Annotated in this window: 30 protein-coding genes and 1 tRNA gene; 20 read left to right on the top strand and 11 right to left on the bottom strand. The window is 65.3% G+C overall.

Translation table 11 applies throughout. The features are described from left to right. Positions 1 to 86: 86 nt before the first annotated feature. Complete coding sequence (locus BST28156_RS12450) at positions 87 to 428, top strand: DMT family transporter (protein ID WP_217451811.1); 342 nt, start codon at positions 87 to 89, stop codon at positions 426 to 428. 201 nt (positions 429 to 629) lie between these two features. Here BST28156_RS12450 and BST28156_RS12445 read toward each other — a convergent pair whose 3' ends face one another. After that, on the bottom strand, positions 630 to 1790 hold the full coding sequence (locus tag BST28156_RS12445; protein ID WP_174902307.1) for an enolase C-terminal domain-like protein: 1161 nt from the start codon (positions 1788 to 1790) through the stop codon (positions 630 to 632). 314 nt (positions 1791 to 2104) lie between these two features. Here BST28156_RS12445 and BST28156_RS12440 point away from each other — a divergent pair, with 314 nt between their 5' ends. Next, a complete protein-coding gene (locus BST28156_RS12440; RefSeq protein ID WP_009687559.1) occupies positions 2105 to 3040 on the top strand; it encodes an AraC family transcriptional regulator in 936 nt (311 codons plus the stop codon). Here BST28156_RS12440 and BST28156_RS12435 read toward each other — a convergent pair. From BST28156_RS12435 to BST28156_RS12415, 5 genes are all read right to left on the bottom strand, one after another. After that, positions 3003 to 4490: a hypothetical protein gene (locus tag BST28156_RS12435; protein WP_244131422.1), complete on the bottom strand. Its 1488-nt coding sequence runs from the start codon at positions 4488 to 4490 to the stop codon at positions 3003 to 3005. The two genes, BST28156_RS12440 and BST28156_RS12435, sit on opposite strands and share 38 nt — an antisense overlap. 20 nt (positions 4491 to 4510) lie before the next feature. Next, the gene (locus tag BST28156_RS12430) at positions 4511 to 5932 is read right to left on the bottom strand and encodes a DUF6765 family protein (RefSeq protein WP_254596372.1); all 1422 of its coding nucleotides are present in this window, start codon (positions 5930 to 5932) and stop codon (positions 4511 to 4513) included. Beyond that, positions 5929 to 7560 (bottom strand): LVIVD repeat-containing protein, encoded by a 1632-nt coding sequence (locus tag BST28156_RS12425; protein ID WP_059518052.1) that lies wholly within the window; start codon positions 7558 to 7560, stop codon positions 5929 to 5931. Before BST28156_RS12425 ends, BST28156_RS12430 begins: the two co-directional genes overlap by 4 nt. Before the next feature lie 69 nt (positions 7561 to 7629). Then, complete coding sequence (locus BST28156_RS12420; protein WP_174902306.1) at positions 7630 to 9261, bottom strand: LVIVD repeat-containing protein; 1632 nt, start codon at positions 9259 to 9261, stop codon at positions 7630 to 7632. Between the two features lie 46 nt (positions 9262 to 9307). Next, complete coding sequence (locus BST28156_RS12415) at positions 9308 to 9673, bottom strand: hypothetical protein (protein ID WP_254596371.1); 366 nt, start codon at positions 9671 to 9673, stop codon at positions 9308 to 9310. A 579-nt stretch (positions 9674 to 10252) separates the two neighbouring features. Between BST28156_RS12415 and BST28156_RS12410 the strand changes: the two genes are divergently transcribed. Together BST28156_RS12410 and infA are read left to right on the top strand one after the other, a co-directional pair. Next, positions 10253 to 10456 (top strand): cold-shock protein, encoded by a 204-nt coding sequence (locus BST28156_RS12410; protein WP_009687567.1) that lies wholly within the window; start codon positions 10253 to 10255, stop codon positions 10454 to 10456. 385 nt (positions 10457 to 10841) lie between these two features. Continuing rightward, on the top strand, positions 10842 to 11108 hold the full coding sequence (gene infA / locus BST28156_RS12405) for a translation initiation factor IF-1 (RefSeq protein ID WP_009687568.1): 267 nt from the start codon (positions 10842 to 10844) through the stop codon (positions 11106 to 11108). Between the two features lie 176 nt (positions 11109 to 11284). Here infA and BST28156_RS12400 read toward each other — a convergent pair whose 3' ends face one another. Next, positions 11285 to 11629, bottom strand: coding sequence for a cupin domain-containing protein (locus BST28156_RS12400; RefSeq protein ID WP_009687569.1), 345 nt, complete (start codon positions 11627 to 11629; stop codon positions 11285 to 11287). A gap of 455 nt (positions 11630 to 12084) precedes the next feature. On the opposite strand from BST28156_RS12400, the gene BST28156_RS12395 reads away from it, so the two are divergent. The 6 genes from BST28156_RS12395 (at position 12085) to BST28156_RS12370 (ending at position 13855) form a co-directional block, all read left to right on the top strand. Further along, a complete protein-coding gene (locus tag BST28156_RS12395; RefSeq protein ID WP_174902342.1) occupies positions 12085 to 12369 on the top strand; it encodes a hypothetical protein in 285 nt (94 codons plus the stop codon). A 47-nt stretch (positions 12370 to 12416) separates the two neighbouring features. Then, complete coding sequence (locus tag BST28156_RS12390; RefSeq protein ID WP_060242438.1) at positions 12417 to 12626, top strand: lysophospholipid acyltransferase family protein; 210 nt, start codon at positions 12417 to 12419, stop codon at positions 12624 to 12626. A gap of 33 nt (positions 12627 to 12659) precedes the next feature. Beyond that, entirely contained in the window at positions 12660 to 12872 is a 213-nt protein-coding gene (gene rpsU / locus BST28156_RS12385; protein WP_060242435.1) for a 30S ribosomal protein S21, read from the top strand. Between the two features lie 18 nt (positions 12873 to 12890). After that, positions 12891 to 13088 carry a hypothetical protein gene (locus BST28156_RS12380; protein WP_060242433.1) on the top strand — a complete coding sequence of 66 codons (198 nt, stop codon included), beginning with the start codon at positions 12891 to 12893 and terminating at the stop codon, positions 13086 to 13088. Between the two features lie 34 nt (positions 13089 to 13122). Beyond that, entirely contained in the window at positions 13123 to 13440 is a 318-nt protein-coding gene (locus BST28156_RS12375) for a hypothetical protein (RefSeq protein WP_040128754.1), read from the top strand. Between the two features lie 130 nt (positions 13441 to 13570). Further along, positions 13571 to 13855: a hypothetical protein gene (locus BST28156_RS12370; protein ID WP_174902304.1), complete on the top strand. Its 285-nt coding sequence runs from the start codon at positions 13571 to 13573 to the stop codon at positions 13853 to 13855. 52 nt (positions 13856 to 13907) lie between these two features. On the opposite strand, the gene BST28156_RS34730 is transcribed toward BST28156_RS12370, so the two are convergent. After that, positions 13908 to 14285, bottom strand: coding sequence for a hypothetical protein (locus tag BST28156_RS34730; RefSeq protein ID WP_244131424.1), 378 nt, complete (start codon positions 14283 to 14285; stop codon positions 13908 to 13910). A 422-nt stretch (positions 14286 to 14707) separates the two neighbouring features. On the opposite strand from BST28156_RS34730, the gene BST28156_RS12360 reads away from it, so the two are divergent. The 6 genes from BST28156_RS12360 to trmB all read left to right on the top strand — a co-directional run bounded on the left by BST28156_RS12360 (position 14708) and on the right by trmB (position 20946). Further along, positions 14708 to 14947, top strand: coding sequence for an acyl carrier protein (locus BST28156_RS12360; protein WP_174902303.1), 240 nt, complete (start codon positions 14708 to 14710; stop codon positions 14945 to 14947). 71 nt (positions 14948 to 15018) lie between these two features. After that, on the top strand, positions 15019 to 16986 hold the full coding sequence (locus BST28156_RS12355; protein ID WP_174902302.1) for an HAD-IIIC family phosphatase: 1968 nt from the start codon (positions 15019 to 15021) through the stop codon (positions 16984 to 16986). Between the two features lie 8 nt (positions 16987 to 16994). Continuing rightward, complete coding sequence (locus BST28156_RS12350) at positions 16995 to 18158, top strand: SGNH/GDSL hydrolase family protein (RefSeq protein ID WP_174902301.1); 1164 nt, start codon at positions 16995 to 16997, stop codon at positions 18156 to 18158. Further along, a complete protein-coding gene (locus BST28156_RS12345) occupies positions 18158 to 19594 on the top strand; it encodes an MBOAT family O-acyltransferase (protein ID WP_174902300.1) in 1437 nt (478 codons plus the stop codon). Before BST28156_RS12350 ends, BST28156_RS12345 begins: the two co-directional genes overlap by 1 nt. 109 nt (positions 19595 to 19703) lie before the next feature. Then, positions 19704 to 19778 (top strand) — tRNA-Gly (locus tag BST28156_RS12340). 400 nt (positions 19779 to 20178) lie between these two features. Beyond that, entirely contained in the window at positions 20179 to 20946 is a 768-nt protein-coding gene (trmB, locus tag BST28156_RS12335) for a tRNA (guanosine(46)-N7)-methyltransferase TrmB (protein WP_009689796.1), read from the top strand. Between the two features lie 120 nt (positions 20947 to 21066). Here trmB and BST28156_RS12330 read toward each other — a convergent pair whose 3' ends face one another. The 3 genes from BST28156_RS12330 to BST28156_RS12320 all read right to left on the bottom strand — a co-directional run bounded on the left by BST28156_RS12330 (position 21067) and on the right by BST28156_RS12320 (position 23005). After that, on the bottom strand, positions 21067 to 21897 hold the full coding sequence (locus BST28156_RS12330) for an undecaprenyl-diphosphate phosphatase (RefSeq protein ID WP_009689797.1): 831 nt from the start codon (positions 21895 to 21897) through the stop codon (positions 21067 to 21069). Positions 21898 to 21975: 78 nt separating this feature from the next. Continuing rightward, the gene (locus BST28156_RS12325) at positions 21976 to 22557 is read right to left on the bottom strand and encodes a DUF1439 domain-containing protein (protein ID WP_009689798.1); all 582 of its coding nucleotides are present in this window, start codon (positions 22555 to 22557) and stop codon (positions 21976 to 21978) included. Positions 22558 to 22681: 124 nt separating this feature from the next. Then, the gene (locus BST28156_RS12320; RefSeq protein WP_059517050.1) at positions 22682 to 23005 is read right to left on the bottom strand and encodes a YkgJ family cysteine cluster protein; all 324 of its coding nucleotides are present in this window, start codon (positions 23003 to 23005) and stop codon (positions 22682 to 22684) included. 176 nt (positions 23006 to 23181) lie between these two features. On the opposite strand from BST28156_RS12320, the gene hemN reads away from it, so the two are divergent. From hemN to BST28156_RS12300, 4 genes are all read left to right on the top strand, one after another. Next, complete coding sequence (gene hemN, locus BST28156_RS12315; RefSeq protein WP_174902299.1) at positions 23182 to 24573, top strand: oxygen-independent coproporphyrinogen III oxidase; 1392 nt, start codon at positions 23182 to 23184, stop codon at positions 24571 to 24573. Between the two features lie 54 nt (positions 24574 to 24627). Further along, positions 24628 to 24885 (top strand): hypothetical protein, encoded by a 258-nt coding sequence (locus tag BST28156_RS12310; RefSeq protein ID WP_174902298.1) that lies wholly within the window; start codon positions 24628 to 24630, stop codon positions 24883 to 24885. 104 nt (positions 24886 to 24989) lie between these two features. Next, positions 24990 to 25643 (top strand): protein-L-isoaspartate O-methyltransferase family protein, encoded by a 654-nt coding sequence (locus tag BST28156_RS12305; protein WP_040126804.1) that lies wholly within the window; start codon positions 24990 to 24992, stop codon positions 25641 to 25643. A 14-nt stretch (positions 25644 to 25657) separates the two neighbouring features. After that, positions 25658 to 25981, top strand: a complete 324-nt coding sequence (locus BST28156_RS12300; RefSeq protein ID WP_009689803.1) for a rhodanese-like domain-containing protein — start codon at positions 25658 to 25660, stop codon at positions 25979 to 25981. Positions 25982 to 26332: the final 351 nt, after the last annotated feature.

Here is a 26332-nt window from a genome sequence, read left to right as displayed (position 1 = left end):
GCGGCGACTAAGCTCGTCGCATCCTGGGTACCGCTGACACCCTCTCCTCGCCGCTCGGTATAAGCGTCGGGGGAAGGAGTCCGTTCGTGTCCCCGATCCAGTCTGCCTGGCTGCTGCTGGGCATCAGCGTCCTCGCCGAAGTGCTCGGCTCCATCGGCCTCAAATACTCCGCCGGTTTTACCCGCCCGCTGCCGTCCGTCGCGACGGTCGTCTGTTATGCGTGCGCGGTCTGGCTGATGGCGCTCGCCACCCGGCGGCTCGAAATGGGGCTCGCCTATGCGAGCTGGGCGGCCGCGAGCACGGCCGCCACGGCCTTGATCGGCATCGTCTGCTTCGACGAATCCGCATCGTCGCTGAAACTCGCTGGCATCGCGCTCACCGTCTGCGCGCTCATCGCGCTCAATCTCGGCGATGCGGCGGCGCGATGAGCGCGATGAACGGGGTAACGGCGTCCGCCGTTCCGGGCACGCCGTTCGCGGCCGGCGCGATGCTCGCCTGCGGTGTGCGCATGCCGCGCGTGGTTTGCGCGCACGTTCGCGTGGCGCGCGCTCGACCTGTTCGTCGCGGCGATGATGCCCGGCTTCGCGATCCGTTGCGCGCTCGACACGCGTCGAAGCCTGCCGCACCGGTCAGCGGCCGGCTATCGCGCGAAACAGTTCGTGCGCGGCCGCGTGACGCTCGAAACCGATGCCCGGCGCCTGCGGCACGGCCGCGTAGCCGGCGTCGACCGTGTCGCCGTCGGCCAGCCCGCGAAACGGATGAAACGCGAACGGATTGATCTCCGCGCCGCCGAGCCCGAGCGCGGCCACGACGTGCAGCGAGAACAGATGACCGCCGTGCGGCCAGAACGCGTCGCGCCGCCAGCCGCGCGACACGAAATGATCGACGATCTGCAGATAGCCCGGCAGTCCGTAGCAGTGCACCGGATCGAACACGAGGAAATCGCGGTCCGCGCGCAGGCCGCCGTAGCGATCGAGCAGCTTCGCCTCCGCGACCGAGAACAGCGCCTCGCCGGCCGCGATCGGCGGTGCGTAGTGCGCGGCCACGTCGGCGTGCAGCGCCAGGTCGAGCGGATCGCAGATATCCTCGAACCACCACAGATCGAACGGCGCGAGCATCGTCGCGGCCGCTGGTGCGGTCGTCGCGTCGTAGCCGTTCATCGCATCGACCGCGAGGTGCGAACTGTCGGCCAGTTGCGCGGCGGCAGCGTCGATGCGGCGCCGGTCGAGATCGGGATCGACGCCGCCGATCTTGATCTTCGCGTGCGTATAGCCGAGGTCCACGATGCGGCGCATCTCGTCGGCGAGGCGCGCCGCATCGTCGTGCGGATAGCGATAGCCGCCGCCCGCGTACACGCGCACGCGTGGCGCGGCGCTACGCGCGAGCCGCTCGGCCAGGAAGCGCTGCAGCGGCTGGCCGGCGATCTTCGCGGCGGCATCCCAGATCGCCATGTCGAGCGCGCCGACCGCGACGCACCGCTCGCCGTGCCCGCCGGGCTTCTCGCCGGCCATCATCGCGCGCCAGGCGCGGAACGGGTCGAGATTCGTGCCGGCGTCGTCGGCGAGCGCATCGGCGGCGGCCAGCAGGCGCGGCGCGAAGCGTTCGCGGATCAGGCCGCCCTGTCCGTAGCGGCCGACGGACGCATAGCCGTATCCGACGACCGGACCGCCGTCGCGCACGACGTCGGTGACGATCGCGACGAGGCTCGTCGTCAGGCCGCCGGACGGCAGCGCCGGATCGGCATGGCGGGAAACCGGGATCGTATGTTCGCGAATGTCGGTGATGCGCATGGTCGGCGTTCGGTCAAGCGCCCGGCGCCGGCAGCCGATTCATGCGATGCGGCCGGAACAGCGGGCGAACCGCTGCATCATAGGCGCTTGCGCGGCGTCTTGCCGCGCGCGCCGCCCGATCGTCGCAAGCGACACCGTCGCGGCGAAGCGCTTATCGTCTGCGGAAAAGCGCCGCGGCGGGCGCCGACTGCCACCGCCCGACGCAGGTAAGTATCGAGTAAGAATCCCGCCCTAAAGTTTTTCGACTCGCACGTCACGACGGCGGAAGTCGCTCCCCGTTCGGGACGTATCAGGACAAAAGGAAGGAGACAGGCATGGCGAATCAGCCGACGATGCGCGACGTGTGTGCGATCGGCCGCGACGGGCGACGGGTCGACTGGCCGCTGCCCGCGAAATGGAAAAAGCAGTCGGTCACGCCCCGGTTTGCGAGCGTGGCAAGCGATCGCTACACCGCGTGCGCATCGGAGATCGTCGACCTCGAGACGACCGGGCCGATCTTCGGCATGCACCTGCGGCCGCCCGCGGCACTCGAGATGCGCATCGACGACAAGGGCTGGACGCCGCACGCCGTGCGCGCGCCGCTGGCCTATGTGCCGCCCGGCTTCGCGTTTTCCAGCCGGTGGTCGAGCGATATCGAGTGGATTACCGTCCACTTCGACGCGGCGTGGCTCGCGCGCGCCGGCCTGCAGGCCGGCGGGCACACGATCCCGTCCCTGCCCCATCTCGACCTGAACGACGATCTGCTGATGCAGATCGTGCGCAGCATCCACGAAGACGCGGTTGCGGGCGCGCCGCTCGGGCCGACCTACGTGGAAACGCTGGGCGCGGCCGCGCTGGGCCGCATGGCGTATCTGGAATCGACGCGGCAGGCGCGCGAATACACGCACGCGCGCGCCATGCAGGCGGCCGTCGAATACATCCGCGACAACTTCCGCGAGCCGCTGACGCTCGTCGCGCTGGCCGAAGCCGTCGGCTATCCCGGCGACCTGTACGCGTTCATCAGAAGCTTCAAGAAGGCCCACGGGCTGACGCCGCATCAATACATCATCGAGACCCGCCTGCAGGCCGCCCGCGACCTGATCGAGCGCGGCCGCAGCGACGTGACCGAGGCCGCGCTCGCATGCGGCTTTTCGACCACGAGCCATTTTTCGGCGACGTTCCGCAAGCGCTGGGGATTTTCGCCGTCCGGGCTCAAGCCGCGTGCCGCGAGCGTCATGCGAGCGGCAGCGACAGGATCCACAGACCGCTGATGGTCAGCACGATCGTCAGCGCGAGCAGCGGTAGCTGATTGCCGACGACGGTGCCGGCCAGCACGCGATTGCGCACCGCGATCGCATGCGTGATGTATACGCTGAGGATATGGCCGGCGAGAATCAGCAGCACCTGCGCGTGCCACACGTAGCCGACGTTGACGAGCAGCGACGTCGGCGAGTATTGGGCCGGCGGCAGCGCCAGCAGGTTCCACCCGATGCCGAGCGGATCGGACAGCAGCACGAAGATCTGCCGCCCCTGATCGATGAACAGCGTGAAGTAGTGACCGACGTTGTAGAACAGCGCGATCGGCAACAGCAGCAGGCAGAACTGCCGCGCGAAGGTCCGGCCGTCCAGCGCCGAACGCGCGCCTCTCGCACCGAGCGCGCAGAATCCCCTGAACAGCGCGTAGTAGGCCAGCGCCACCGCGGCGAACGTGGCCCACTGCCCGGCCAGCACGAGTTCGCCCGAGATCGCGTAGTCGTTTTTCAGCGCGGGAAACAGGCCGACGATCAGCGGGTAAATGCCGCGCCAGAAGAACGTGTTCCAGGTCGCCGTATCGCGCAGGCCGTCGTACGCGGTCGACGACAGCATGAACGACAGGAACATCACGATGCTTGCATCGAATGGCGGCGCCGACGCGATGTCGGCGACCGGGTTCCTCGGCACGATGGCGACGCCCCGCGTCGGCAGGCGGCGCCATGCGAGCGGCGACAGCCTTGCACACAGCCGGCACAGAACGCCGAACGCATCGAAGTGATCGAGCCATGCCTGTCGGCCGAAACACAGCGCGCCGGCCAGCGCATAGACCGCGTAGCCGGCCAGGAACAGGCCCGCATCGCGCGGCCGCGCGGCGCCGAACAATTCCAGCGCGATCAACGCGACGTACGCGAGCAACGCAGGGTATGACGCCGCGCGGCGCGGATAGCGATAGCGGCCGCGTTCGATCGTCGGGCAGCAGCGCGCCGCGATGCGCAGGAGTAGCGCGAACGGATTCGTGAACGCATATACGTCGCCGAACACCGCGCTGACATAGACCGAGCCCAGATAGAACCAGAGCCAGAAGCCCGACATCGCGAGGTTCTGGAACGGGTTCTGCGTGCCGGCGATGCCGGAAACGATCAGCAGAACGACAAAAAGCGCGCTGACGGTTTGCGTCGCAGCGAGCACCGCAGGCGGTACGCGCCATTCGCGGCGCGCTCGATGCAGCGATACGCGTGCTTCCGCCATGCGCTCGCCCGATGCGAACATCACGATCACGAACGACACGACAAGCGTGCCGCTGGCCGCGTACGCGTACAACCACAGCGGGACGGGCAGGTAGTATGGAATATTCCACGCGTGCGCGTCGGCGTGCGTCGATGCCGATGCGAGCGTCAACGCTGCGGCCCAGGCCAACCGCGCACGGATTGCTGCGCGGTGCGAACCGCGTTCGATGTCTTCGCGCATCACGACCTTCGTCTTCCCGCTCAGTAATCGGACGATGAAATCAACCCCGTTATCTTCCAGTCGGCTCCGCTGCGCTGCTCCGATACGATCCCGATCGTGTCGTACGGCGCATCGAGCAGCCTGATCAGCGCGACCGCGCGCTTGTTCCCGTCGGCCGAGTCCGGCAACGCGAACACCACGAACGGCAGGATCGGCGACGGCTTGTCGCCTTCGACGATCAGCGGCAGCACCGCCTCGTTCAGCGACTTGAACACCGCGAACGAGGCACGGTTGCGGAAAGCGGCAGATGCGCCGCCGGTCGCATGCGACGCGTTCGCGAGCGCGACGTACGTCCCGTGATCCCTCAGCCGCCATCCGCTCAGTTGATCGACCAGCGCACTGTCCGGCTTGCGCGTTCGGTTGTCGATTGCAAGCGCGGGCAGCCAGCGCCTGTCGACCGGCGACGTCGTGACCCAGTCGTCGAAGAAGCGCGTATAGAAATCGACGAGCGCCGGGGCCGCGCCCGCCTGCGCGGCCGGCGACACCGGCGTCGGGATATCGCGCCTGCCGTGCCACCGGACGGCCTTCCATCCGGCGCCGTCAGGCAGGCTGATGCCGTCGAGGAACGCGGTGTCGGCGATGCCGTGCGCGACGAACCAGTCCGACTTCGCCCGTTTGGTTCGCGCATCGATAAAGCCGGCGAGCATCGGCCGGACCTGCTCCCACGGCAGTGCATGCCGCGACACGCCGTCGATCGCCGGGTATCGCGACAGCTGCACGTAGGTCGACTTCGCCATCGCTTCGACGTCGGCGGGCCAGCGCCACGTCATGTCGGCGACATGGCCGGACGGACCGCCGCGCGCAGCCGGCGCGGCCATTGCAAGATTCGCGTCGCATTCGATGCCGTAGCGACGCCAGTCCGGCACGGAAGGCACGCCCTGGTGCGCCCACGCATCCTGCAACGCATGGAGCGCACGGCCGAACTCGCCGAGCATGAACGCCGCGTGGCGACCGCCGGCGCGCCGCAGCGTCGCGTCTATCGACGCTTGCACTGCCGGTCCGTCAGGCACCACGGCGCGGGTTTGCGCGGCCGCCGGCAGGTGCGCGCCGGCCGGATAGTGAGCGGCTTGCGCGTCGACGGCGTCGGGAGCGAAGCGCGACAGACACGCAAACTGCAAAGGCGTCGTCATGTATTCGATCGAGCCGGCATCGATGCGCTGATCGGCCAGCGCAATCGCGCTGGCCTCGCCGTCCGCGAACCCCGCCTGCTTCGCCAGCCAGTACGTCAGGCCGAAGTGCACGTCGGATTCGAAGCCGGCGCAACGCAGCGGAATCGCGAGTGCGGCCGCCAGAAACAGCGTCGCCGCGCGTGGCTTTCGTCGTAAGCCGTTGCGCACGACGATCGGGGCGAAGGTTTCGGTCCCAAGCCACGGCACGCGGCGGGCATCGTGCGCGTGCTTCAATTGCCGATCTCCGTGGCCTTCGTGCTCTCGGGGAACGGCCAGCTGCCGTTTTCGAACGACAGCACCAGCAGCCCGTTGTCCTGGCATGCGGTGGTCAGCAAGTGCCGGTCGAAGTCGAAATCGAGTCGCGACGCGCACCAGTCGGGGCCGCCCGCACGATATTGACCGAAGATCAAATGCGCCGAGCCGGCGCCCGGCGACTTCGCGGACGGCGGGTTGTAGTACGCGATTTCCTTCGGCTTCGACGGGTCGCGAATGTCGAATACGCGCACGCCGGAGTTGAAGTAGCTGCACGCGAGCGCCGTGGCGTTCTGCCGGTTGTCGACGCTGCAGTAGTGGCTACCGTAGGTGAACGTGGCGAGGCCCTGTATGTCCGGGATGACCTTGCTGCAGTTCTGCACGGCATGCGTTTCGAGTCGAAGCTCGGACACGAGCCGCGGCGACGCTTCGTTCGACATGTCGTAGATATGCCCGAGCGGAAACGGCGTCATGCCCGCATTGCAGGCAGCCTTCACGGCTGTCGCCGACGGGTCCTGAAGCCCGCCGGAGCCGCCCTCGTCGACTTCGATCAGATAGGGCTTACCGCCCACCAGGAACGAAATCGTATGTTGCGCGACACTGCCGTCCCGCACCGGCACGGTCGCGATTCGGCGCATTTGTGCATTGGGGCGCCGATTCTGCACGTCGCTGGTATCGACGACGAAGAACCCGTTGTCGCCGTTCGAGTTCACGTTGTCCAGCGGCGGCGGCCCCATGCCGGCTGCCGCGCCCCCGTTCCCGATCGCGACGAAGTACGCACGCGTCCCATCCTGGCTCACCGACAAACCGTGCGGATCGCTGCCGAAACCCAGTTCGGCCATGCTGATTGCCGAGATCAGCTTCGGCCGCGTCGGTATCGTCAGGTCGATCGCGTAGTAGGCCTTCGCAGCGGGCGACCCGATGTAGTACGTCAAGCCGTCCGGCGAGAAACCGCCTTCGTGACCGAGCGGCGTCGTGCCCGGAACCACGCCGCCGTCGGTGCCCGTGCCGACCGGCACACTGGCCAGCAGCTGCGGTCGCGTGCAGTCGGTCGCAATATCGTACAGATCGAGTTCGGGGCCACCGGCGCCGCCGAGCCCGTTGTCTCCGGCCAGGATCCCGCGCGCGACGTTCACGCGCAGCGATTCCCACGGATCGATCATCGCCGTCGACGTCAGCGAACTCACGCGCACCGGATGCGCGGGATCGGAGAGGTTGATCACCGGCACACCGGGATTGATGCGCGGCGGCGCAGCCGGATTGTTGAATATCGGCGTCGCGCCCATCGTCGCATGATAGAAACAGGTCTGCCCCTGCTTGTCGGTATAGGTCGCGGCCGACCACGACGCCCCCTCGCCCTGCAACTGGCTCACGCGCTTCAGGTTGCAGTTGAAGCCGCCGAAGCCGGACTGGCGCAGCGCGGCCGGCACCTGTCCCTGCAGCGCCGTCTCGGGCGTGTCGCCCGGGCTGCAACTGGGCACACGCGGCACGACGTAGTCCGCGACGGATACGGCGGGCGTCGCGCTGACCGTATTGTCGTCTCCGCCGCAGCCTGCGAGTGTCAGCGCGCCAAGCGATATCGCTATCGCGAATCGAGTCGGGAATGGCATCTTCGTCTCCTTCTGTACTGCAGAAATATCAATGCGAGGTGTTTCGAATGAGGTCGCGCGTGGCCGGCGTCAATTGCCGATCTCCGTGGCCTTCGTGCTTTCTGGGAACGGCCAGCTGCCGTTTTCGAACGACAGCACGAGCAGCCCGTTGTCCTGGCATGCGGTGGTCAGCAAGTGTCGGTCGAAGTCGAAATCGAGTCGCGATGCGCACCAGTCGGGACCGCCCGCGCGATACTGGCCGAGCATCAGATGCCCCGACCCGGCGCCGGGCGATTTCGCAGCAGGCGGGTTGTAGTACGCGATTTCCTTCGGCTTGGACGGGTCGCGAATGTCGAATACGCGCACGCCGGAATTGAAGTAGCTGCATGCGAGCGCCGTCGCGTTTTCCCGATTGTCGACGCTGCAGTAGTGACTGCCGTAGGTGAAGGTGGTGAGACCCATGATGTCGGGAATGACCTTGCTGCAGTTCCGGGTGGCATGCGTTTCGAGTCGAAGTTCCGACACGAGACGAGGGGCGGCTTCGTTCGACATGTCGTAGATATGCCCGAGCGGAAACGGCGTCATGCCCGCATTGCACGCGGCCTTGACGCTCGTTGCGCCGGGGTCCTGAAACCCGCCGGCGCCCCCTTCGTCGACTTCGATCAGATAGGGCTTGCCGCCCGACAGAAACGAAATCGTGTGCTGTGCCGCACTGCCGTTTCGCACCGGTACGGTTGCGATTCGGTGCATTTGCGCATTGGGACGCCGATTCTGCACCTCGCTGGTATCGACGACGAAGAACCCGTTGTCGCCTGCCATGCTCATGTTATCGAGCGGCGGATTGCCTTGGCTGTATGCCGTGCCGCCGTTCCCGGCGGACACGAAGTACGCGCGCGTTCCATCCCGGCTCACCGACAAGCCATGGGGAAGCGCGCCGAAGCCGAGATCGGCCATGCTGATTGCCGAGATCAGCTTCGGCCGCGTCGGCACCGTCAGATCGACTGCGTAGTAGGTTCTCGATACGGACGCGCCGATGTAGTACGTGTAGCCGTCCGGCGAGAAACCGCCTTCGTGTCCCAGCGGCTTGGTGGCCGCAACAACGCCGCCGTCGGCACCCGTACCGATCGGCACGCTGGCCAGCAGTTGCGGCCGCGTGCAGTCCGACGAAATGTCATACAGATCGATCTCGGGACCGCCGCCGCCGCCGAGCCCGTTGTCTCCGGCCAGGATCCCGCGCGCGACGTTCACGCGCAGCGACTCCCATGGATCGATCATCGCCGTCGACGTCAGCGATCTCACGCGCACCGGACGTGCCGGATCGGTGATGTCGATCACCGGCACGCCCGGGTTCGTGCGCGGCGGCGCATCCGGATTGTTGAATATCGGCGTCGCGCCCATCGTCGAATGGTAGAAGCAGGTCTGCCCCTGCTTGTCCGTATAGGTCGCGGCCGACCACGACGCCCCCTCGCCCTGCAGCTGGCTCACGCGCTTCAGGTTGCAGTTGAAGCCGCCGAAGCCGGACTGGCGCAGCGCAGCCGGTACCTGTCCTTGCAGTGCCGTCTCGGGTGTGTCGCCCGGGCTGCAACCCGGCACGCGCGGCACGACGTAGTCCGAGACGGATACGGCGGGTGTCGCGCTGATCGTGTTGTCGTCTCCGCCGCAGCCGGCAAGCACGAGCGTGCTGATCGATGTCGCGATCGCGACCCGGGCCTTCAATCGCATCTTTGTCCCCTCCTGTTTTCGTGTACCGTTCGAATCGTTCCAGTGCTTAGTTATCCGGATATATTTCGATGACAGCGACTTCGATCTGCTCGCCGGCCTGACTATGAAAATGAAGCGAAAACCGTCCGGTGATGCCGACAGGAAGCAGATCCAGCGACTGATTGGCGCCGGATGCACAGGCAGCGAGCGCGCCTGGTATTTCGTGCACCATCAACACGCCGGCCTCTCGAGCATGAACATCGATATGCACCGGCGCGCCTTCGCGGATCGCGATCACGGATCGCTCCCACGGCGCCTTGTTGCGGTCGACGGTGACGGAAAAAACCCGTTGCGCGGACGGTTTTTCCGACGCCCGCGACAGATGGCGCGCGACGCCGTATGCAAGCACGAGCGCCACTACGGTAGCGATCAACGCGACGGATCGATACCGACGTCGCAAACTGCTCTCCCCCATCCCGTCGCTCCGTTTCGTCGGCGCTCGCACCATGCGGTGCCATCCTGCCGGCAGGCCCGCTCGGTGTGCGGCCTGCTTCGGTTCGACGAATATTAGTGAGGGCAGCGATGCGGCGATATCTGCTTATTGCGAGTTGTCGAAAAATTGCGTCCGGACTAACCCGGGTGACGGGATCGGGATGGGGATCGGATTTCCGCGGTGTACGTCGACGCCTCCGACACATCAGCCGGCATCGTTGCCGGCACAACCATATCGACACTCGGGACGCCGGTGTCCGATCGCTCCGCACCGCATTTCCACGCGACCTCGTGGCGCGATTTCCCTGTCTTGCCCTGCATTGATCCATTGGGTCCGGAGCGAAACAGCTTGACCTCGGTCACGATAGCGCGTATGGTCTCTCGTTGAAGTCCTCAAGAAGCGCGATTGCTGTTCATCATTGACCGCGAAACGCGGTATTCGTTGTCCTCTCCCTCCTTGATTGATTCTTTCCCGCGTCCGTCCGGGACGCATTCGCTCATCCATTCCCAGGAGATTTCCATGGATACCGGTACCGTCAAGTGGTTCAACGACACCAAGGGTTTTGGCTTCATCACGCCCGACAAGGGCGGCGACGATCTGTTCGCCCATTTCTCGGAGATTCGCGGCGACGGCTTCAAGACGCTCGCCGAGGGTCAGAAGGTCAGCTACGAAACGAAGCGCGGCCCGAAGGGCCTGCAGGCGTCGAACATCACCCCGCTGTAACCCGCCATCCGGCACCGGCGCGCAACTCGCGCGCCGGCGTCCAGCCGCATTACCTCGTCATCCGCGGCGCTGTCGCGGATGACGAGCGTCCGTCACGCAGCACCCCGTACCACGGGCGCCTACCCGCCGCTGCGCAGCCATTGCTGCGCGACGCGCGACGTTGAACCGGGCGCCCCGTCAAACGCTCGCCCTGACGCACCGCAAGCGACGGAACGTCCGCTTGCCCCGCTATGGCGAGTCGCGTCGGCCACGCACCTTGTCGCGCGTCGGCCATCCTCGCCGGTAACCGCGATGTCGGCCTGTTGCGCCGAAGCCCGCCGTAGTCCGGCTGCAATGACGATCTGATCTGCGCAAGCAGTCAATCGCCCTGATTGGAGAAATTGGTTTGGCAAAAGAAGAACTATTGGAACTGGACGGCGTTGTCGACGAAGTGCTTCCGGACAGCCGATTTCGCGTGACGCTGGAAAACGGCGTGGTCGTCGCCGCCTATGCATCGGGACGCATGCGCCGCCACCATATCCGGATCCTTGCCGGCGATCGGGTCAGGCTGGAATTGTCGGTCTATGACCTGACGAAGGGCCGCATCAACTACCGGCACAAGGACGAACGCGCATCGGCCGCTTCGCCCGCGCGCCGCACCTTCCGACGCTAGGCGCCTCTCTGCGTACGGACGAGTCACCGACATGCGTCGCTCGTCCGGCGCGTCGAACCCGCTGTCACGCGGCGCCGCTATCCGGCAGCACATCGGAATGGCGCGTTGCACTGCCGGCGCGGCTCAACTCATCGGAACAACCTGCGCTTTTGCGGGGGACGCAGCCAGCGGCTCGCTCAGGCGAAGACGAAGTACTTGCGCACCGTTTCCACCACTTCCCAGGTTCCCTTCATGCCGGGTTCGATCACGAACACGTCGCCGGCCTTCAGGTGCACCGATGCCTCGCCTTCCGGCGTGATGATGCAGTAGCCGTCGAGGAAGTGGCAGTACTCCCATTTCTCGTAGTTCACCTCGAACTTGCCCGGCGTGCAGATCCAGGTGCCCATGATCTTGCTGCCGTCGCTGGAGACGTAGGCGTTGAGGTTCACGGTGTGCGGGTCGCCGCCGATGCGCTTCCACTTGGTCGCATCGAGGACCGGGGTCGGGCAGGTTTCGCGCAAGACGGTGATGAAATCGGACATGTTGGCTCCAGACGATCGAATAAACGGTCTGACACGTTAGTTCGAAAGCGTTGCCGGGGCTTGTATGCGTCCGACACCGACTCGTCAATTTTCGACACCGCCCCTCAAACCATCCGCCTGTCATTCCGCGCCATCCCTGCGAAACGGCGCGTCGGGATTGCTCGCGGCCCTGCAAGGAACCGTCGTCTCTACGCGTTTCACTGCGATGCCGACATATCGCACGATCTCCCGAATTGCCATTGGCGTCCGACGAGCGATTGGCGTATGATCGACTCGTCCGAGCACGCATTGATCTTCCGACTGCTCGCCCTCCATCGACCCGCTTGCTGCGTCGCGCTCTTCCCTCCCGCGCGCGCCGTTGTTCCCCTCACCCCCCCGTCGCGCCGCGCAACGGCGATACAGGCTGAATGTGCTCGTCCACGTGATTCGTGGCAGCCGGGCACCAGGAGCTCATCATGAGCATGCATATCTACCGTGGATACGAAATCTATCCACTGATTTACCCCCACGTGCCTGCGCTGAACGGCTGCACGCATAACTACGACGGCGGCTTCGACGCGGCCGTCAAGATCTGTCTGCGCGGTACCGCAGATACGCTCACGCAAAGCAAGACTTTCCGGCTGCGCGACGACGCGCCCTTCGATACCGCCGGCGACGCGCGCCGCGCTTCGCTGCGCTATGCCGAGAACATCATCGACGACAATCGCGAAACGCAAGGGTTCTTCGCGAATGCACGCTGACGCGGCTCGCCATCGCGGCGCGACGTATCGAAAATTTGGAGGACAAAATGATTGTCGACGAAATTCTCGATCTGGTCAGACGATGCAAGGTCACCCGGAACGACACCACGCTGCCGGCCGGCATGGCCGATTCAGCATTCGATCATCAGCAGGAGTTGCAGATGTTCGCGGCGGTGCGCGCGCTGTCGATCGGAGCCGGATATTCGGAATTCGAATCCGACGAGATCGCGAGCGCCGTCATGACACGACTCGGCTAACTTTCCACCCCAAGGTTTTCAAACAGGAACCCCATGACAACTGTCACGCTCAAGGTCAACGAACCGATCGATGTCGCACTCCGTCGCTTCCGGCGAAGCATCGAAAAAACCGGACTGATCCGCGAGTTGCGCAGCCGCACCAGCTACGAAAAGCCCACGACCGAACGCAAGCGAAAGAAGGCCAGTGCCGTCGCCCGGCAACGCCTGCGAACCAAGCGCCTGATGCCGCCCCGCAAGATGTACTAGGAGAATGCCGTGTACCCCATGCAGACCGAAGAAGCGCCATTTTTCCCGCTGACGAAATGCGAAGTCGATTTCGACCGGCAGAAAAACAGGGTGACGCTCCTGCCGAGCTTCTATGCCTTCGGCTGCGAGTACACCGGCCGCGGTCTGCTGCTCGAACGGGACGACGCGTTCAGGTTGATCGCCGCAATCGAAAAAGCGCTCAGCGTCGGGAATTGATCCGCGCTGACCCTGCATGACCGGGAGCAACATCATGATCGACGCCACCCCGAACAGCACCTTTCGCCACCTTCCGCTCACAACCGAACAGGACGCGGAAATCCGTCACTACATCAAGCGGAAAACGCAAAAGGGCGAGCCATGGGACACCCCGGAGCTCGCGACAATGCTTCGGGACATGCTCGATCCGCCTCCCGCCGACGATGACGAGCCGGAGGCCGACGTCGAAGAAGCGAAGCTGGCCTGCGAGTATGCATTGGCTTCGGTCGACGAAGCGATGGAATCCGTTTCAGCAAGCGAGGAGCGGCACGCGGCGAGGGAAGCCGAGGAGATGAAGCGTCCGAGGCGGTAACGCGCTGCGATGTCCGAGGTTCACGCCGAAGCACGCCACCGCCTTTTTGCCATCCGAGCCACCCTTCAGCCCGTTTCGTTGCGTACGCAACCGCATCTTCGCGCGCATCGAAACCGAAATCGCACCGTTCATGAAAATCGATCACCGCTCGATACCCTATTACCTGGTCCTTCGCGGCAGCGGGTCGCCGTACGTGTTGAATGCGGACCGCCGCGTCATTCGCCGCGAAGCGAGTCCGCTGTTATGCGCGTTTGCGCGAAATCACGGACAGTTTTCGAGTATCGACGGCGCCGTATGGAACACCTTCTCCGACACGGAAGGGTTTTCGGCGGTCGAGCGTCGGGAGACGCGGTTCTATGCACTGGTCAAAGGAACGGAATCCGAGCACCAGTTGCGATTGCTGACCACGCTATGACGTCAATGTGCGAGTGAGCCTTGTACCGTTCGACGAACGGGCAAACCGAGGTTCAGTGCGTCCATCGCTGACCACGCCGCTCGATCGCGGCCGCGACGACGTTGAGCACATGACGCGCAACACCCTCGTCCGTCATTCCGGCATCGAGGTATTGCCGAACCTTCATGGTCTTCGATTGACGGGAACCGTCGTCGTTGTCCACGACGAAGATACTGGCCGTTCCGGTATCGGCCATCAAGACAACCTGGATAGTCCTGCGATAAAGAATCGCCTGCATGCTGAAGGTGGTCATGGCCATGCCCGGTTCAGTTGATCGAGCTTCAAGTATGCTCGCTAACTGCCGGTCGAATTCGCTTATAAACGCGTCGTTTCCGGCCGTTTCGCGGGCAATTCGGATACGGCGAGCAGCTTTGACCTGTATGCGTTCCATCACCGAGCCGGCCGGCCCGGCTCGCCTGACACCTCACCTGCCGGACCGATCGCGTCGTCGACGCAAGCCGCTCCCGCCTCACCTCAAGACTGTAGTCAAGCGCACAGTGACCGGCATCGCCGGTTGATATCGTTAAAACCTGTCGGGGGCGCATGAACGCCGAGATCCGGTATGGACCTTTTGCGGCCAATCGTGGCGTCGTGCAAACGGTCGGCCATTCGATCGTTCATGTATCGCGCGATGTTTAGTCACGCCACCGGCACGATCGCATCGCACTGCGGGGCGCGACACAAAATGAAATACGGACGACGGTGTCAACTGCCATGACGCCGCGCCGTGAGGATCAGCCGTCAACAGGATCGTTCGGGTTTCTGATCGAATGATCTGTTCTGTCGAGCACTCATCCGGAGACCATTACAGAAATGATCCATTCCGAGATCTACGCAAAATTGACGACAGTATTCCAGGACGTCTTCGAGGACGACGACCTCGTTCCGACCGCCGAAACAACCGCGGCCGACGTCGACGGCTGGGACAGTCTCGCGCATGTCCGCCTGATACTGACGGTGCAGAAGGCATTCGGCATCAAGTTCTCTGCGTCGGATATCGCCGGCATGAAGAACGTCGGAGATCTGGTGCATTTGATCGAAGCGCACGGCTAGAACGACAGCGGCGCGCCCGCCCGCTTGCCGGTCCGGGTGCGCTCCTTCCTTTCGCACGAGAACTGAATCATATGGCTACCGATCTGTATGCCGGCCTGGGCTGGCTGCCTGCGCCTCCCGCCGATTTCTCCGCACAATGCCGCTCGATTGCAAATGCCGGGCCGGACACCGCTGCCGTCGGTGCAGGCATGCAGATACGCCGGCTCGCCACGCATGCGCTCGATGAAAACCAGCTGACCCGGCTCGGCAGGTCGATTGCCGCTGCACGACACAGCGGACGCTCGCTCGCACCGCTGACGCCATTGCGGCTCGGCGTGATCGGCAATGGCACGCTCGATCACCTCGCGCTTCCGCTGATCGCGTCGGCCGCGCGCCACGGCGTCGCACTCGACTGCGTGCTGGGACACTACGACCAGGTGCTGCAGGAAGCGCTCACACCGGACTCCGCAATCAACGCGGCAAAGCTCGATGCCGTGCTGATCGCGGTCGACTACCGCGGGCTGCCGCTGGCCGCGACGCCGGGCGACGATGCCAAGGCTCAGGCGAGCGTCGACGCGGCGTTGCAGTATCTGGACACTATCGCGCGCAGCATCTGCCAGTACGGCGGCGCGCTGCCCATCGTGCAAACGCTGGCGCCACCGCCCGAGACGCTGTTCGGCAGCAGGGATGCGGCGATTCCCGGTACGCTGCGCAACCTCGTCGAGCGGATCAACCACGAACTCGTGCGGCGCGCCGCGTCGAACGAAGATTTGCTGTTCGACGTCAATGCGCTCGCGCAGACCGTCGGCCTCGCGAACTGGCACTCCCCGTCGCAGTGGAATCTTGCAAAGTATCCGTTCGCGGACGACTTCCTGCCGCTGTACGCCGAACACCTGGGCCGGCTGCTCGGCGCGGCGCGCGGCAAGAGCCGCCGCGCGCTGGTACTCGATCTCGACAACACGCTGTGGGGCGGCGTCATCGGCGACGATTTGCTCGACGGCATCCGGATAGCGCAAGGCGACGCGGTCGGCGAAGCGCACCTGTGCGTGCAGAAACAGGCACTGGAATTGCGCGAACGCGGCGTGGTGCTCGCCGTGTCGTCGAAGAACGACGACAGTACCGCGCGGCTGCCGTTCCAGAAGCATCCTGAAATGCTGCTGCGAGAAAACCACTTCGCCGTCTTTCAGGCGAACTGGAACGACAAGGCGACGAACATCCAGGCAATCGCAAAGGAACTGTCGCTCGGCCTCGAGTCGCTGGTATTCCTCGACGACAATCCGGTCGAGCGCAATCTGGTGCGCGAGATGCTGCCCGAAGTCGCCGTCCCCGAGCTTCCGGACGACCCCGCGCTGTACGCACGCACGCTGAACGCGGCCGGCTATTTCGAGTCGCTCGCCTTCCTTGCCGAAGACCGGCAGCGTGCCGCTTTCTATCAGGACAATGCACGCCGCGTCGCGCTGCAGAGTCAGGCCGGCGATCTCGACGCGTACCTGAAATCGCTCGACATGCAGATCACGTTCGCGCCATTCGACGACGTGGGTCGCAGCCGGATCGTGCAGCTGATCAACAAGTCGAATCAATTCAACCTGACCACGCGCCGCTATACCGAGGCCGACGTCGCGCAACTCGAACTGGACAGCGAGAATTTCACGCTACAGGTGCGCCTGACCGACACGTTCGGCGACAACGGGATGATCTCCGTGGTGATCTGCCGCCCCCATCGCGACGTGTCCGGCGACAACGAACCAACGGGCGACGACGTCTGGACGATCGACACCTGGTTGATGAGTTGCCGCGTGCTGGGTCGCAAAGTCGAGGAAATGGTGTTGAGCGAGGTGCTCACGCAGGCCGCCCGGCGCGGCGTGACGCGTGTGATCGGCCGCTACATACCGACCGATCGCAATGCGCTCGTCAAGGATCATTACGCGAAGCTCGGCTTCACGCAGATCGACGCGCAGGCTGACGGCGTCACGGTCTGGGCAATGACAACCGACGTCCATCGTCCGGTTGCGCATTTCACCGTGCACCGGATCGGTTTCGATGCGGTTCTGCCCGCCTGAGAACCGCCATGACTCAATCGACCGATCGGCAAACGCGCAAGCTGGCGCGGCGCGACTATCTGCTGCTGCCGGCCGTTTGCCTGCTGACCGTGCTGGCGATGTTCGTCGTGTCCGAAGCGGGCACGCGGCTCGCATGGTCCGCCGGGCATACCGGCCAGGAGTGCCATGCGCCGGACCCGAGGCTCGGCATCGTCAACGTGCCGAACTGCACGATGCGCGTGAAAAGCCCGGAAACACCGTGGATTACTTACCACTACAACGAGTGCGGTTTCCGCAGCCCTGACGCGTGCGGCCCGAAGCCGGCCGGCACCCGCCGCGTGGCGATCCTGGGAACCTCGTTTGCCGAAGGCACGAGCGTGCCGTACGACAAGTCCTTCAGCGCACTGAGTGCGGCTCGCCTCACCCGCTTGTGTCGTCGACCGGTCGAATTCCAGAACCTGGGGGTCTACGAACTGCCGTTGCGCAAGGTCATGGCGCGCATCGGACCGGCGTTGCGGCTGCAACCGGACGCGGCCATTCTCGCGATCGCGCCGTTCGACCTGGAAAAACTGAATCGGCCTGACGACGCTGACGACAGCGCGGGGATCAAGCGGGTCGCGACGGCGGCCAACGGCCCCGCTCCGCGGGCCGACATGCTGACGCGCATCAAGGACGTGGTCAAGAACAGTCGCGCGGTCACGGTGGCCGAACACTTCATGTTCCAGAACCCCGATATTCAGGTGCCGATGTATCTGCAGTACGGAGACAAGGCAAACTTCCTGCGCCCGCCTTTCTCGCCCGCATGGATGCAACGGCTTGCCGCCGCGGACACGCTGATCGGCAACGCGGCTGCGCGCTTCCATGCTGCCGGCGTTCCGCTGCTGCTGCTCGCGATTCCGCAACGCACGCAGGCCGAATTGATGGCCAGCAAAACCCTTCCGCCCGGGGTCGATCCGATGGCGCTTCAGCATGCGTTGAAGGCGATCGCCGAGAAGCACGGCGTGGGTTTTATCGACCTGTCTGCCGAGTTCACGCGGAATCCTCACCCGGGGAACCTCTACTACCCGGTCGATAATCACCTGAACGAAGACGGATCGCAGGCGGTTGCCAGCAGCATCGTCACGAGCCTGTCGGCCGGCGGCTTCGCCGCGTTCGACGGATGCGCTCGCGCGTCGTCGCAAGGAGACGCTTGATGATCGTGCCGTCCTTCCCGTTCTTCGCATTCGCTGCCGTCGCGGCCGTCATCTTCAACCTGTCTCGCGCGCTCGTATGGCAAAACGTCGTGCTGGCCGTGGTCAATATCGCATTCCTGTTGACGTTTTCGCACGACCCCGCCGCGCTCGCTCCGTTCGCCGCGTTTCTGCTCGTCGGCTATATCGGCGCACGCGTGATGCAGTCGCAGCCGCGGCTGCCGCTGTTCGTGCCATTGCTCGTGCTGGTCATTGCGATGTTCTTCTGGCTGAAGCGCTACACGTTCGTGCCGTCGGCCCTGCTGCTGCATTACCCGTATGTGACGATCGGCGTGTCCTACGTGTTCTTCCGCGTGCTGCACCTGATCATCGATGCGCGCAGCCCCGGCCTGCCGACACGCCTGTCGCCACTGGTCTACCTGAACTACGTGCTGAACTTTACGTCGCTGGTATCCGGTCCTATCCAGCGCTACCAGGATTATTACGTGACGCAAACCGAACAACGGCTGCGGCCCGACATCGTCGACTTCGGCATCGCGCTGGAGCGTATCGTGACCGGCTTCTTCAAGGTGGCGATCGTGTCGATGATCCTGTCGCATTTCAAGCAACAGGCACTGGATGCGCTGGCACTGGCATCGCCGTCTCACGGACGCCTGCTGGATGGCATCGTCGCCGCCGCGATCTACCCGATTTACCTGTACTTCAATTTCTCCGGCTATGTCGATGTGGTAATCGGCGTCGCGCGCTTTTTCGGCATTACGCTGCCGGAAAATTTCGACCGACCGTTCACGTCGACCAACTTCATCAATTTCTGGAGCCGCTGGCATATCACGCTGTCCACCTGGCTGAAGACCTATGTCTACAATCCGCTGTTGATGGCGCTGATGAAACGCTTTCCGTCGCGCAGGATCGAGCCGTATCTCGGCGTGTTCGCGTTCTTCGTCACCTTCTTTCTGGTCGGCGCGTGGCACGGGCAGACGTCGATGTTTCTTTTCTTCGGCCTGCTGCAGGGCGGCGGCGTCAGCGTGAACAAGCTTTATCAGATCGTCATGACGAAGCGGCTCGGCAAGAAACGCTTCATCGCGCTGGGCAACCATCCGCTCTATGCCGCGTGCATGCGCGGCCTGACCTTCACGTTTTTTGCGTTCAGCTTGTTCTGGTTCTGGTCCACGTGGACGCAGATGGGTTCGATTATCACTGCGCTCGGCTGGGGCACGGTCGCGCTGGTGTGGCCGATCGTCTTCGCCGCTGCGACGATCGTGCTCGCACTGCTGCAATGGGCGCGGGCGGGAGTGCTGATGCTGGGCTCGGCCGAACGTCCGTGGTTCCTGTCGCGCTATACGCGTACCGCGTGGGGCACCGCAATGGCCGTCGTCACGGTGCTGACGCTGGTGATTTCGAGTTCGCCGGCGCCGGATATCGTCTACAAGACTTTTTAAAAGCACGGGCGGGGATGGCGATTTTCACGTCGGGATGGTCATTTTCACGTCAGGAGCCAGGCCGCCCGCTTGCCATCCCCACCGAAACCCCTGTAGAATTGCGCGTTCTGCGGGCGTCGTATAATGGCCATTACCTCAGCTTCCCAAGCTGATGACGTGGGTTCGATTCCCATCGCCCGCTCCACTACGGCTCGGCCCTTTCCGTATAAGGGTTTCGAAGTTCTCCCACAGTCTCCGTACCAATCCCCTCCTCGACGAAACCTGGCACACGGCGACGCTGTTTCTTGATGCCGGCCACCTCGCGATGAAGTCCTCGCTCGCATCGGTCTCGACGAAGCAAACCAGCAGCAGTGCCCTCGCCGCCTTGCCAGTCCGGCCAAACCAGTCCATAATCCGCTACTTTCCGGTTTGCAGAACGGGAAATCCTTAAGGATCAACGGCTTGACGACGGCCTGACGCCGTCCCGTCGCCGCGTTCCGCAACCGCGCGCCAGCCGCCTCGTCGAAGGCGGCTTTTTTGTACCGCGCTGGCGCGTCCCGCGCGCCCGATGCCCTCGCCCGCAACCGAGCCATTCTCAGTCACCGATGATGCACGACGATCCGAACGAAGCCGGCCTGCCGCCGCATGACGAAGCCCTGCCCGACGAAACCGCCGACGGCGCCGACGAAGTCAACCCGCTGCACCGCCGCCGCATCCGCAGCTTCGTCACGCGCGCCGGCCGCGTGTCGACCGGCCAGCGTCGCGCGCTCGACGAGTTCGGCCCGCGCTTCGTCGTCCCGTACGCCGCCGCCATTCCCGACTGGGATGCCGTATTCGGCCGCCAGGCGCCGCGCATCCTCGAAATCGGTTTCGGGATGGGCGCATCGACCGCCGAAATCGCCGCGCACCGCCCCGGCGACGACTTCCTCGGCGTCGAGGTGCACGAACCCGGCGTCGGCGCGCTGCTGAAGCTGATCGGCGAACAGGACCTGCAGAACATCCGCATCATCCAGCACGACGCGGTCGAAGTGATCGAGCACATGCTCGCGCCGGACAGCCTCGACGGCGTGCACATCTTCTTCCCCGACCCGTGGCACAAGGCGCGTCACCACAAGCGCCGGCTGATCCAGCCGCCGCTCGTCGCGCTGCTCGCGTCGCGCCTGAAGCCCGGCGCGTACCTGCACTGCGCGACCGACTGGCAGAACTACGCGGAACAGATGCTGGAAGTGCTCGGCGCCGATCCGTCGCTGGAGAACACGGCCGCCGACTACGCGCCGCGCCCCGACTATCGCCCGGTGACGAAGTTCGAACGGCGCGGGCTGCGGCTCGGCCACGGCGTGTGGGACCTCGTGTTCCGCAAGCGCGCGGGCTGACCGCTCGCCCGATGCGCGCCGGCACGGAACTCGCGCCGGCAGCGTGCGAAACAAAACGGCCAGACAGGCAACGCCCGTCTGGCCGTTTTTACATGATGCGTCCGATACGCGTGCCGGGCGTCACGCCCAGTTCAGCCACCCGCTGTAGCCGACCAGCAGCACGAACAGGCCGAACGCGATCCGGTACCACGCGAACACCGTGAAATCGTGCGTCGCGACGTAGCGCAGCAGCCAGCGCACGCACGCGAACGCGCTGACGAACGCGGCGACCAGCCCCAGCACGAACAGGCCGAGCGCATCGACGGTGAACGCGTGCCAATCCTTCACGGTTTCGTAGAGCGTCGCGCCGAAGATGATCGGAATCGCGAGGAAGAACGAGAATTCGGTCGCGACGCGCCGGTCGAGGCCGAACAGCATCCCGCCGATGATCGTCGAACCGGAGCGCGACATGCCCGGGATCAGCGCGAAGCACTGCGCGATGCCGACCTTCAGCGCGTCGAGCGGCGTCAGCGCGTCGACCGACTGCACGCGCGGCGGCTCGCGCCGCTCGCGCTGCCGCGCCTCGGCCCACAGGATGATCGCCCCGCCGACGACCAGCGCGAACGCAACAGGCACCGGCGAAAACAGCACGGCCTTGATCTTCTTTTCGAGCAGCAGCCCGAGCACGATCGCGGGAATCGTCGCGATCACGACGTTCAGCGTGAAGCGCCGCGCGTCGGGCCGGCTCGGCAGCCCCGTCACGATCGACGCGATCCGCTGCCGGTATTCCCAGCACACGGCGAGAATCGCGCCGAACTGGATCACGACGTCGAAGGTCTTCGCGTGCGCATCGTTGAAGTTCAGGAAGCTGCCCGCGACGATCAGGTGCCCGGTGCTCGACACCGGCAGGAATTCCGTCAGCCCCTCGACGACGCCGAGGATCAATGCCTTGCAGATCAGGATCCAGTCCATCCGTGGCCCAACTCCGAAGTGATCGAAAGAAAGGGCCACCTTGCCGCCGCGGCCCGCCCGGCCGCGCGCGGTGCGACGTCACTTTTCGACGATCGCCACGCGTATGCCGTTTGTAAGAATCGTAATTGTACCGGGTTCGTAGTTCACTCCGGCAAATTGCAGTTGTTCGGGCTTGAACGTGTAGATCGGATAGTTGGTCAGCAGCTGCGTCGCGAGCAGCCCGGCGGCCGCGCCGACCTGCTGCGCGTACATCTGCGCGTCGCCGTCGAGCGCGAGACTGTCGACGGCCGGCGCCTTCAGCACGACCGAGCGGCTCGGCGCGTCGTACGCGAGCTGGCCCGATACGGTGAACTTGCCGCTCACGGGCTCGCGCAGGAACGGACTCGTGAAATGCGCGTCGAGCTGCACGGCCACGCGGTTCTGGTCGGGCAGCAGGTTGACGGCCGGATTCGCGAGCGACACGTCGATCACCTGCGCCACCGTCTTCTGGTACGGGAACTTGCGCGCGACAGCCTTCTGCACGTCGCCGCGCGAGAACGTGTAGTGATCGGGGATGAACGGGAACGTCGACGCGCACGCGGCGAGCGAGATCGACACGCCGACGGCGGCGGCGCAGGCGGCGAGGAAGCGGCGCCGGCGCGGCGCGCAAGATGCGGTCATGCTGAAACTCTCCTGTGGCGGTCGGATCGACGCCGGGCCGGCGGCCCGGCCGATGCGTCGCGATCGACCAGCGTTAGTGCGGCGACAGCCGGCCCGGGTTCCGTCCGTCGCATGCGGGCCGCGGCTATCGGACGGCGTCGGCGCGCAACGGCGCCGCCGGCCGCGTCGCGACCTCGAGACGCGTGAGCCACGCGAGCGCGTCGTCGCGCGACGCACCGCACATGTCGGCCGCCGGCTGCAAGCCCGAACAGCACGCCGGCCGCTCGGGCCGGCCGAAGATCCGGCAGCGCAGGTCGTCGTCGAGCTGCACGCAGCGCACGCCGGCCGGCTTGCCGTCGGGCATCCCCGGAATCGGGCTGGAAATCGACGGCGCGATGCAGCACGCGCCGCATCCCTCGCGGCACGCATGCGGCGGTGGAACCTCGGCAGGCGCCTGGCGGACAGGCATTTCGACGGACACGCGGTACTCCCGGACAAACAACAAAAAAACGGTGCGACAACCGGACGCGGCGTCCGGCGGCCCACCCCGCATTGTGCCATCGCCCGCTGCGACGTTATTACACAATCCAGCCGAATCGCGCGTTCATATACTCGAAAGCATCTGAAGAAAAGCGCGAGACCGCCATGAGTTCTGGTTCTGCCGATACGCTGTTCCGTCCCGATCTGCTCGCGAAGTACGGCGCGAACGGGCCGCGCTATACGTCCTACCCGACCGCGCTGCAGTTTCGCGACGATTTCTCGCCGGCCGACTACGTACGGGCGGCGAGCGACCCGGGTGCTTCGTCGAGCGACCTTTCGCTGTACTTTCACATCCCGTTCTGCAACACGGCGTGCTTCTACTGCGGCTGCAACAAGATCGCGACCAACAACCGCCGCCGCGCGCGTCCGTACCTCGACCAGCTCAAGCACGAGATGGCGCTGCAGGCCGCGCTGTTCGATCCCGCGCGCCCGGTCACGCAGCTGCACTGGGGCGGCGGCACGCCGACCTTCCTGTCCGACGACGAGACCGCCGAGCTGATGGCGGCCACGCGCGAACACTTCCTGCTCGCGCCCGATGCCGACGCCGAGTTCTCGATCGAGATCGACCCGCGCACGGTCACGCCCGCGACGCTCGTCCACCTGCGCACGATCGGCTTCAACCGGCTGAGCCTCGGCGTGCAGGATTTCGATCCGGTCGTGCAGCGGGCGATCAACCGCATCCAGCCGCTCGCGATGACGGCCGACCTGCTGGCCGCCGCCCGCGCGACGGGCTTCCATTCGGTCAGCGTCGACCTGATCTACGGCTTGCCGCACCAGACGGTGTCGGTGTTCGCGCGCACGCTCGAAACGATCATCGAACTCGCGCCGGACCGCCTGTCGGTGTTCGGCTACGCGCACATGCCGCAGCTGTTCAAGATGCAACGGCAGATCGACGACGCGACGCTGCCGCCGCCCGAGACGCGCATCGCGCTGCTCGGCCTCGCGATCGACATGCTGACGTCGGCCGGCTACGTGTACATCGGGATGGACCACTTCGCGCGGCCGTCCGACGAACTGGTGCGCGCGCAGCGCAACGGCACGCTGCAGCGCAACTTCCAGGGCTACAGCACGCGCGCGGATACCGACCTGGTCGGCATCGGCGCGTCGTCGATCGGCAAGGTCGGCGACGTCTACGCGCAGAACGCGAAGGACCTGCCCGCCTACGGCGCCGCGCTCGATGCGGGCCGGCTGCCGATCGCGCGCGGCGTGCGCCTCACGCCCGACGACCGGCTGCGCCGCGACGTGATCACGCAGCTGATGTGCAACCTCGAACTGCCGTTCTCGCATATCGAAGCCGCGCACGGCATCCGCTTCGCCGAGCATTTCGCGCGCGAACTCGACGCGCTGCGCCCGTTCGAGCGCGACGGGCTGCTGACGATCGCCGGCGATCGCCTGACGATCCATCCGGCCGGCCGGATGATCGTGCGCAACATCGCGATGGCGTTCGACGCGTACCTCGGCCGCACGCCGCAGCAGCGCTATTCGCGCACGGTGTGAGCCGGCCGCCGGTTTGATAGAGTGTGAGGTTCCCGTCCGTCAAGAATCCGCACGATGCGCACCACCAAAGCGACCCACGCGGTCGAACGCCTGAAAACCCGCTCCGGCAACCCGCAGTTCGCGGCGGTCGCGATGCCGGGCGGCCTGTTCTATCTGGTCGACCGCTCGGGCAGCACCGCCGAGAAGCGCTGCGAGCCGCTGCCGCTCGACGCATTCGTCAAGTTCGTCGACGAATTTGGCCCCAAAAAACCGCGCAAGGCCAGCAAGCTCGATCTCGCATTCGAGGCGCAGATCAACAAGAGCAAGGGATAAGGTCCGTTGCAGGCCGCCTGAAGGCTAGGCGGCCGCCCTGTTTGGTACAATCACGAAGTTTTTCTATCCCCCGCTGATAGCCGACCCGGCTGCATGACCACACCATGAATATCGAAAAAGCGCGTTTCAACATGATCGAACAGCAGATCCGGCCGTGGGACGTGCTGGATCTGGACGTCCTGGGCCTGCTGTCGATCGTCAAGCGTGAGAACTTCGTTCCGGCCGAGTACCGCGATCTCGCGTTCGCCGATCTCGAACTGCCGCTGCCCGGCGGCCACAAGATGCTGTTCCCGCGCGTCGAGGCGCGCGTGCTGCAGGAACTGGCGGTCAAGAAGCACGAGAACGTGCTCGTGATCGGCGCGGGTTCGGGCTATCTGGCCGCGCTGATCGCGCACCGCGCGCAGCACGTGACGGCCGTCGACATCGACCCGGCGATCGTGAAGTTCGCGGCGGACAATCTGCGCGACAACGGCGTGACGAATGCGGAAGTGGTGCTCGGCGACGGTTCGCTCGGCTGGCCGGACAAGGCGCCGTACGACGTGATCTGCGTCGCGGGCGGCCTGCCCGTCGTGCCGCAGCAGATGCTCGAACAGCTGAAGATCGGCGGCCGCCTGTCGGCGTTCGTCGGCGGCCGTCCGGTGATGAAGGCGCAGATCATCACGCGCATCGACGACAAGCAGTATCGCGTCGCCGACGTGTTCGAAACCTACGTCGATCACCTCGTCAACGCGATCGAGCCGTCGCGCTTCAAGTTCTGAGCGGCGGAGCCTCCATGCAGATCCTGACGCCCGCGATGCTCGCGGAATGGCTTCGCGACCCGGCGCGACCCGCGCCGGTCGTCCTCGACGTGCGCGAACCGTGGGAAGTCGCGACCGCGCAGATCGCGGGCAGCGTATCGATCCCGATGCAGCAGATCCCCGCGCGCAGCGAGGAGCTCGACGACGAAGCGGAAATCGTCTGCGTGTGCCATCACGGGATGCGCAGCGCACAAGTCGCGATGTTCCTCGAATCGCGCGGCTTCACGAAGCTCTTCAACCTGCAGGGCGGAATCGACGCGTGGTCGCGCGACGTCGATCCTGCCGTGCCGCGCTACTGATCGTATCCTCCGGCAGGCGGCGCATCGCGCGCCGCCGTGCTTGACCGGCCGGCGTCTGCGTCGGCCGCCCGTACCCGCCCTCTGTCGGGCTCCCGCCCTTCTCCACCCTTCCGCCTCCTTCGTCGCGTCGACAACGACCGCGCAGCGGCCGGTCATTCGTGCGTGTCGCGCTAACGATGCGCGCGACAATCGAACCCCGCGCGTGCGCCGCTGACCGGCAATGCCGCCCGTGCACCAATTACGCCGCGCGACTGCACCGCGACGGACCATCCATGCCGCACGATGCGTCATCCACGCCATCGCCGGTGCGCCCGCACGCACGCCGGGCGTGCATGTACGCGACTGGCACGT

It is taken from the genome of Burkholderia pseudomultivorans, from assembly GCF_902499075.1.
Lineage (GTDB): Bacteria > Pseudomonadota > Gammaproteobacteria > Burkholderiales > Burkholderiaceae > Burkholderia > Burkholderia pseudomultivorans.
The sequence above is the reverse complement of the archived record's forward strand: the minus strand, read 5'-3'. Positions and strand labels throughout refer to the sequence as shown.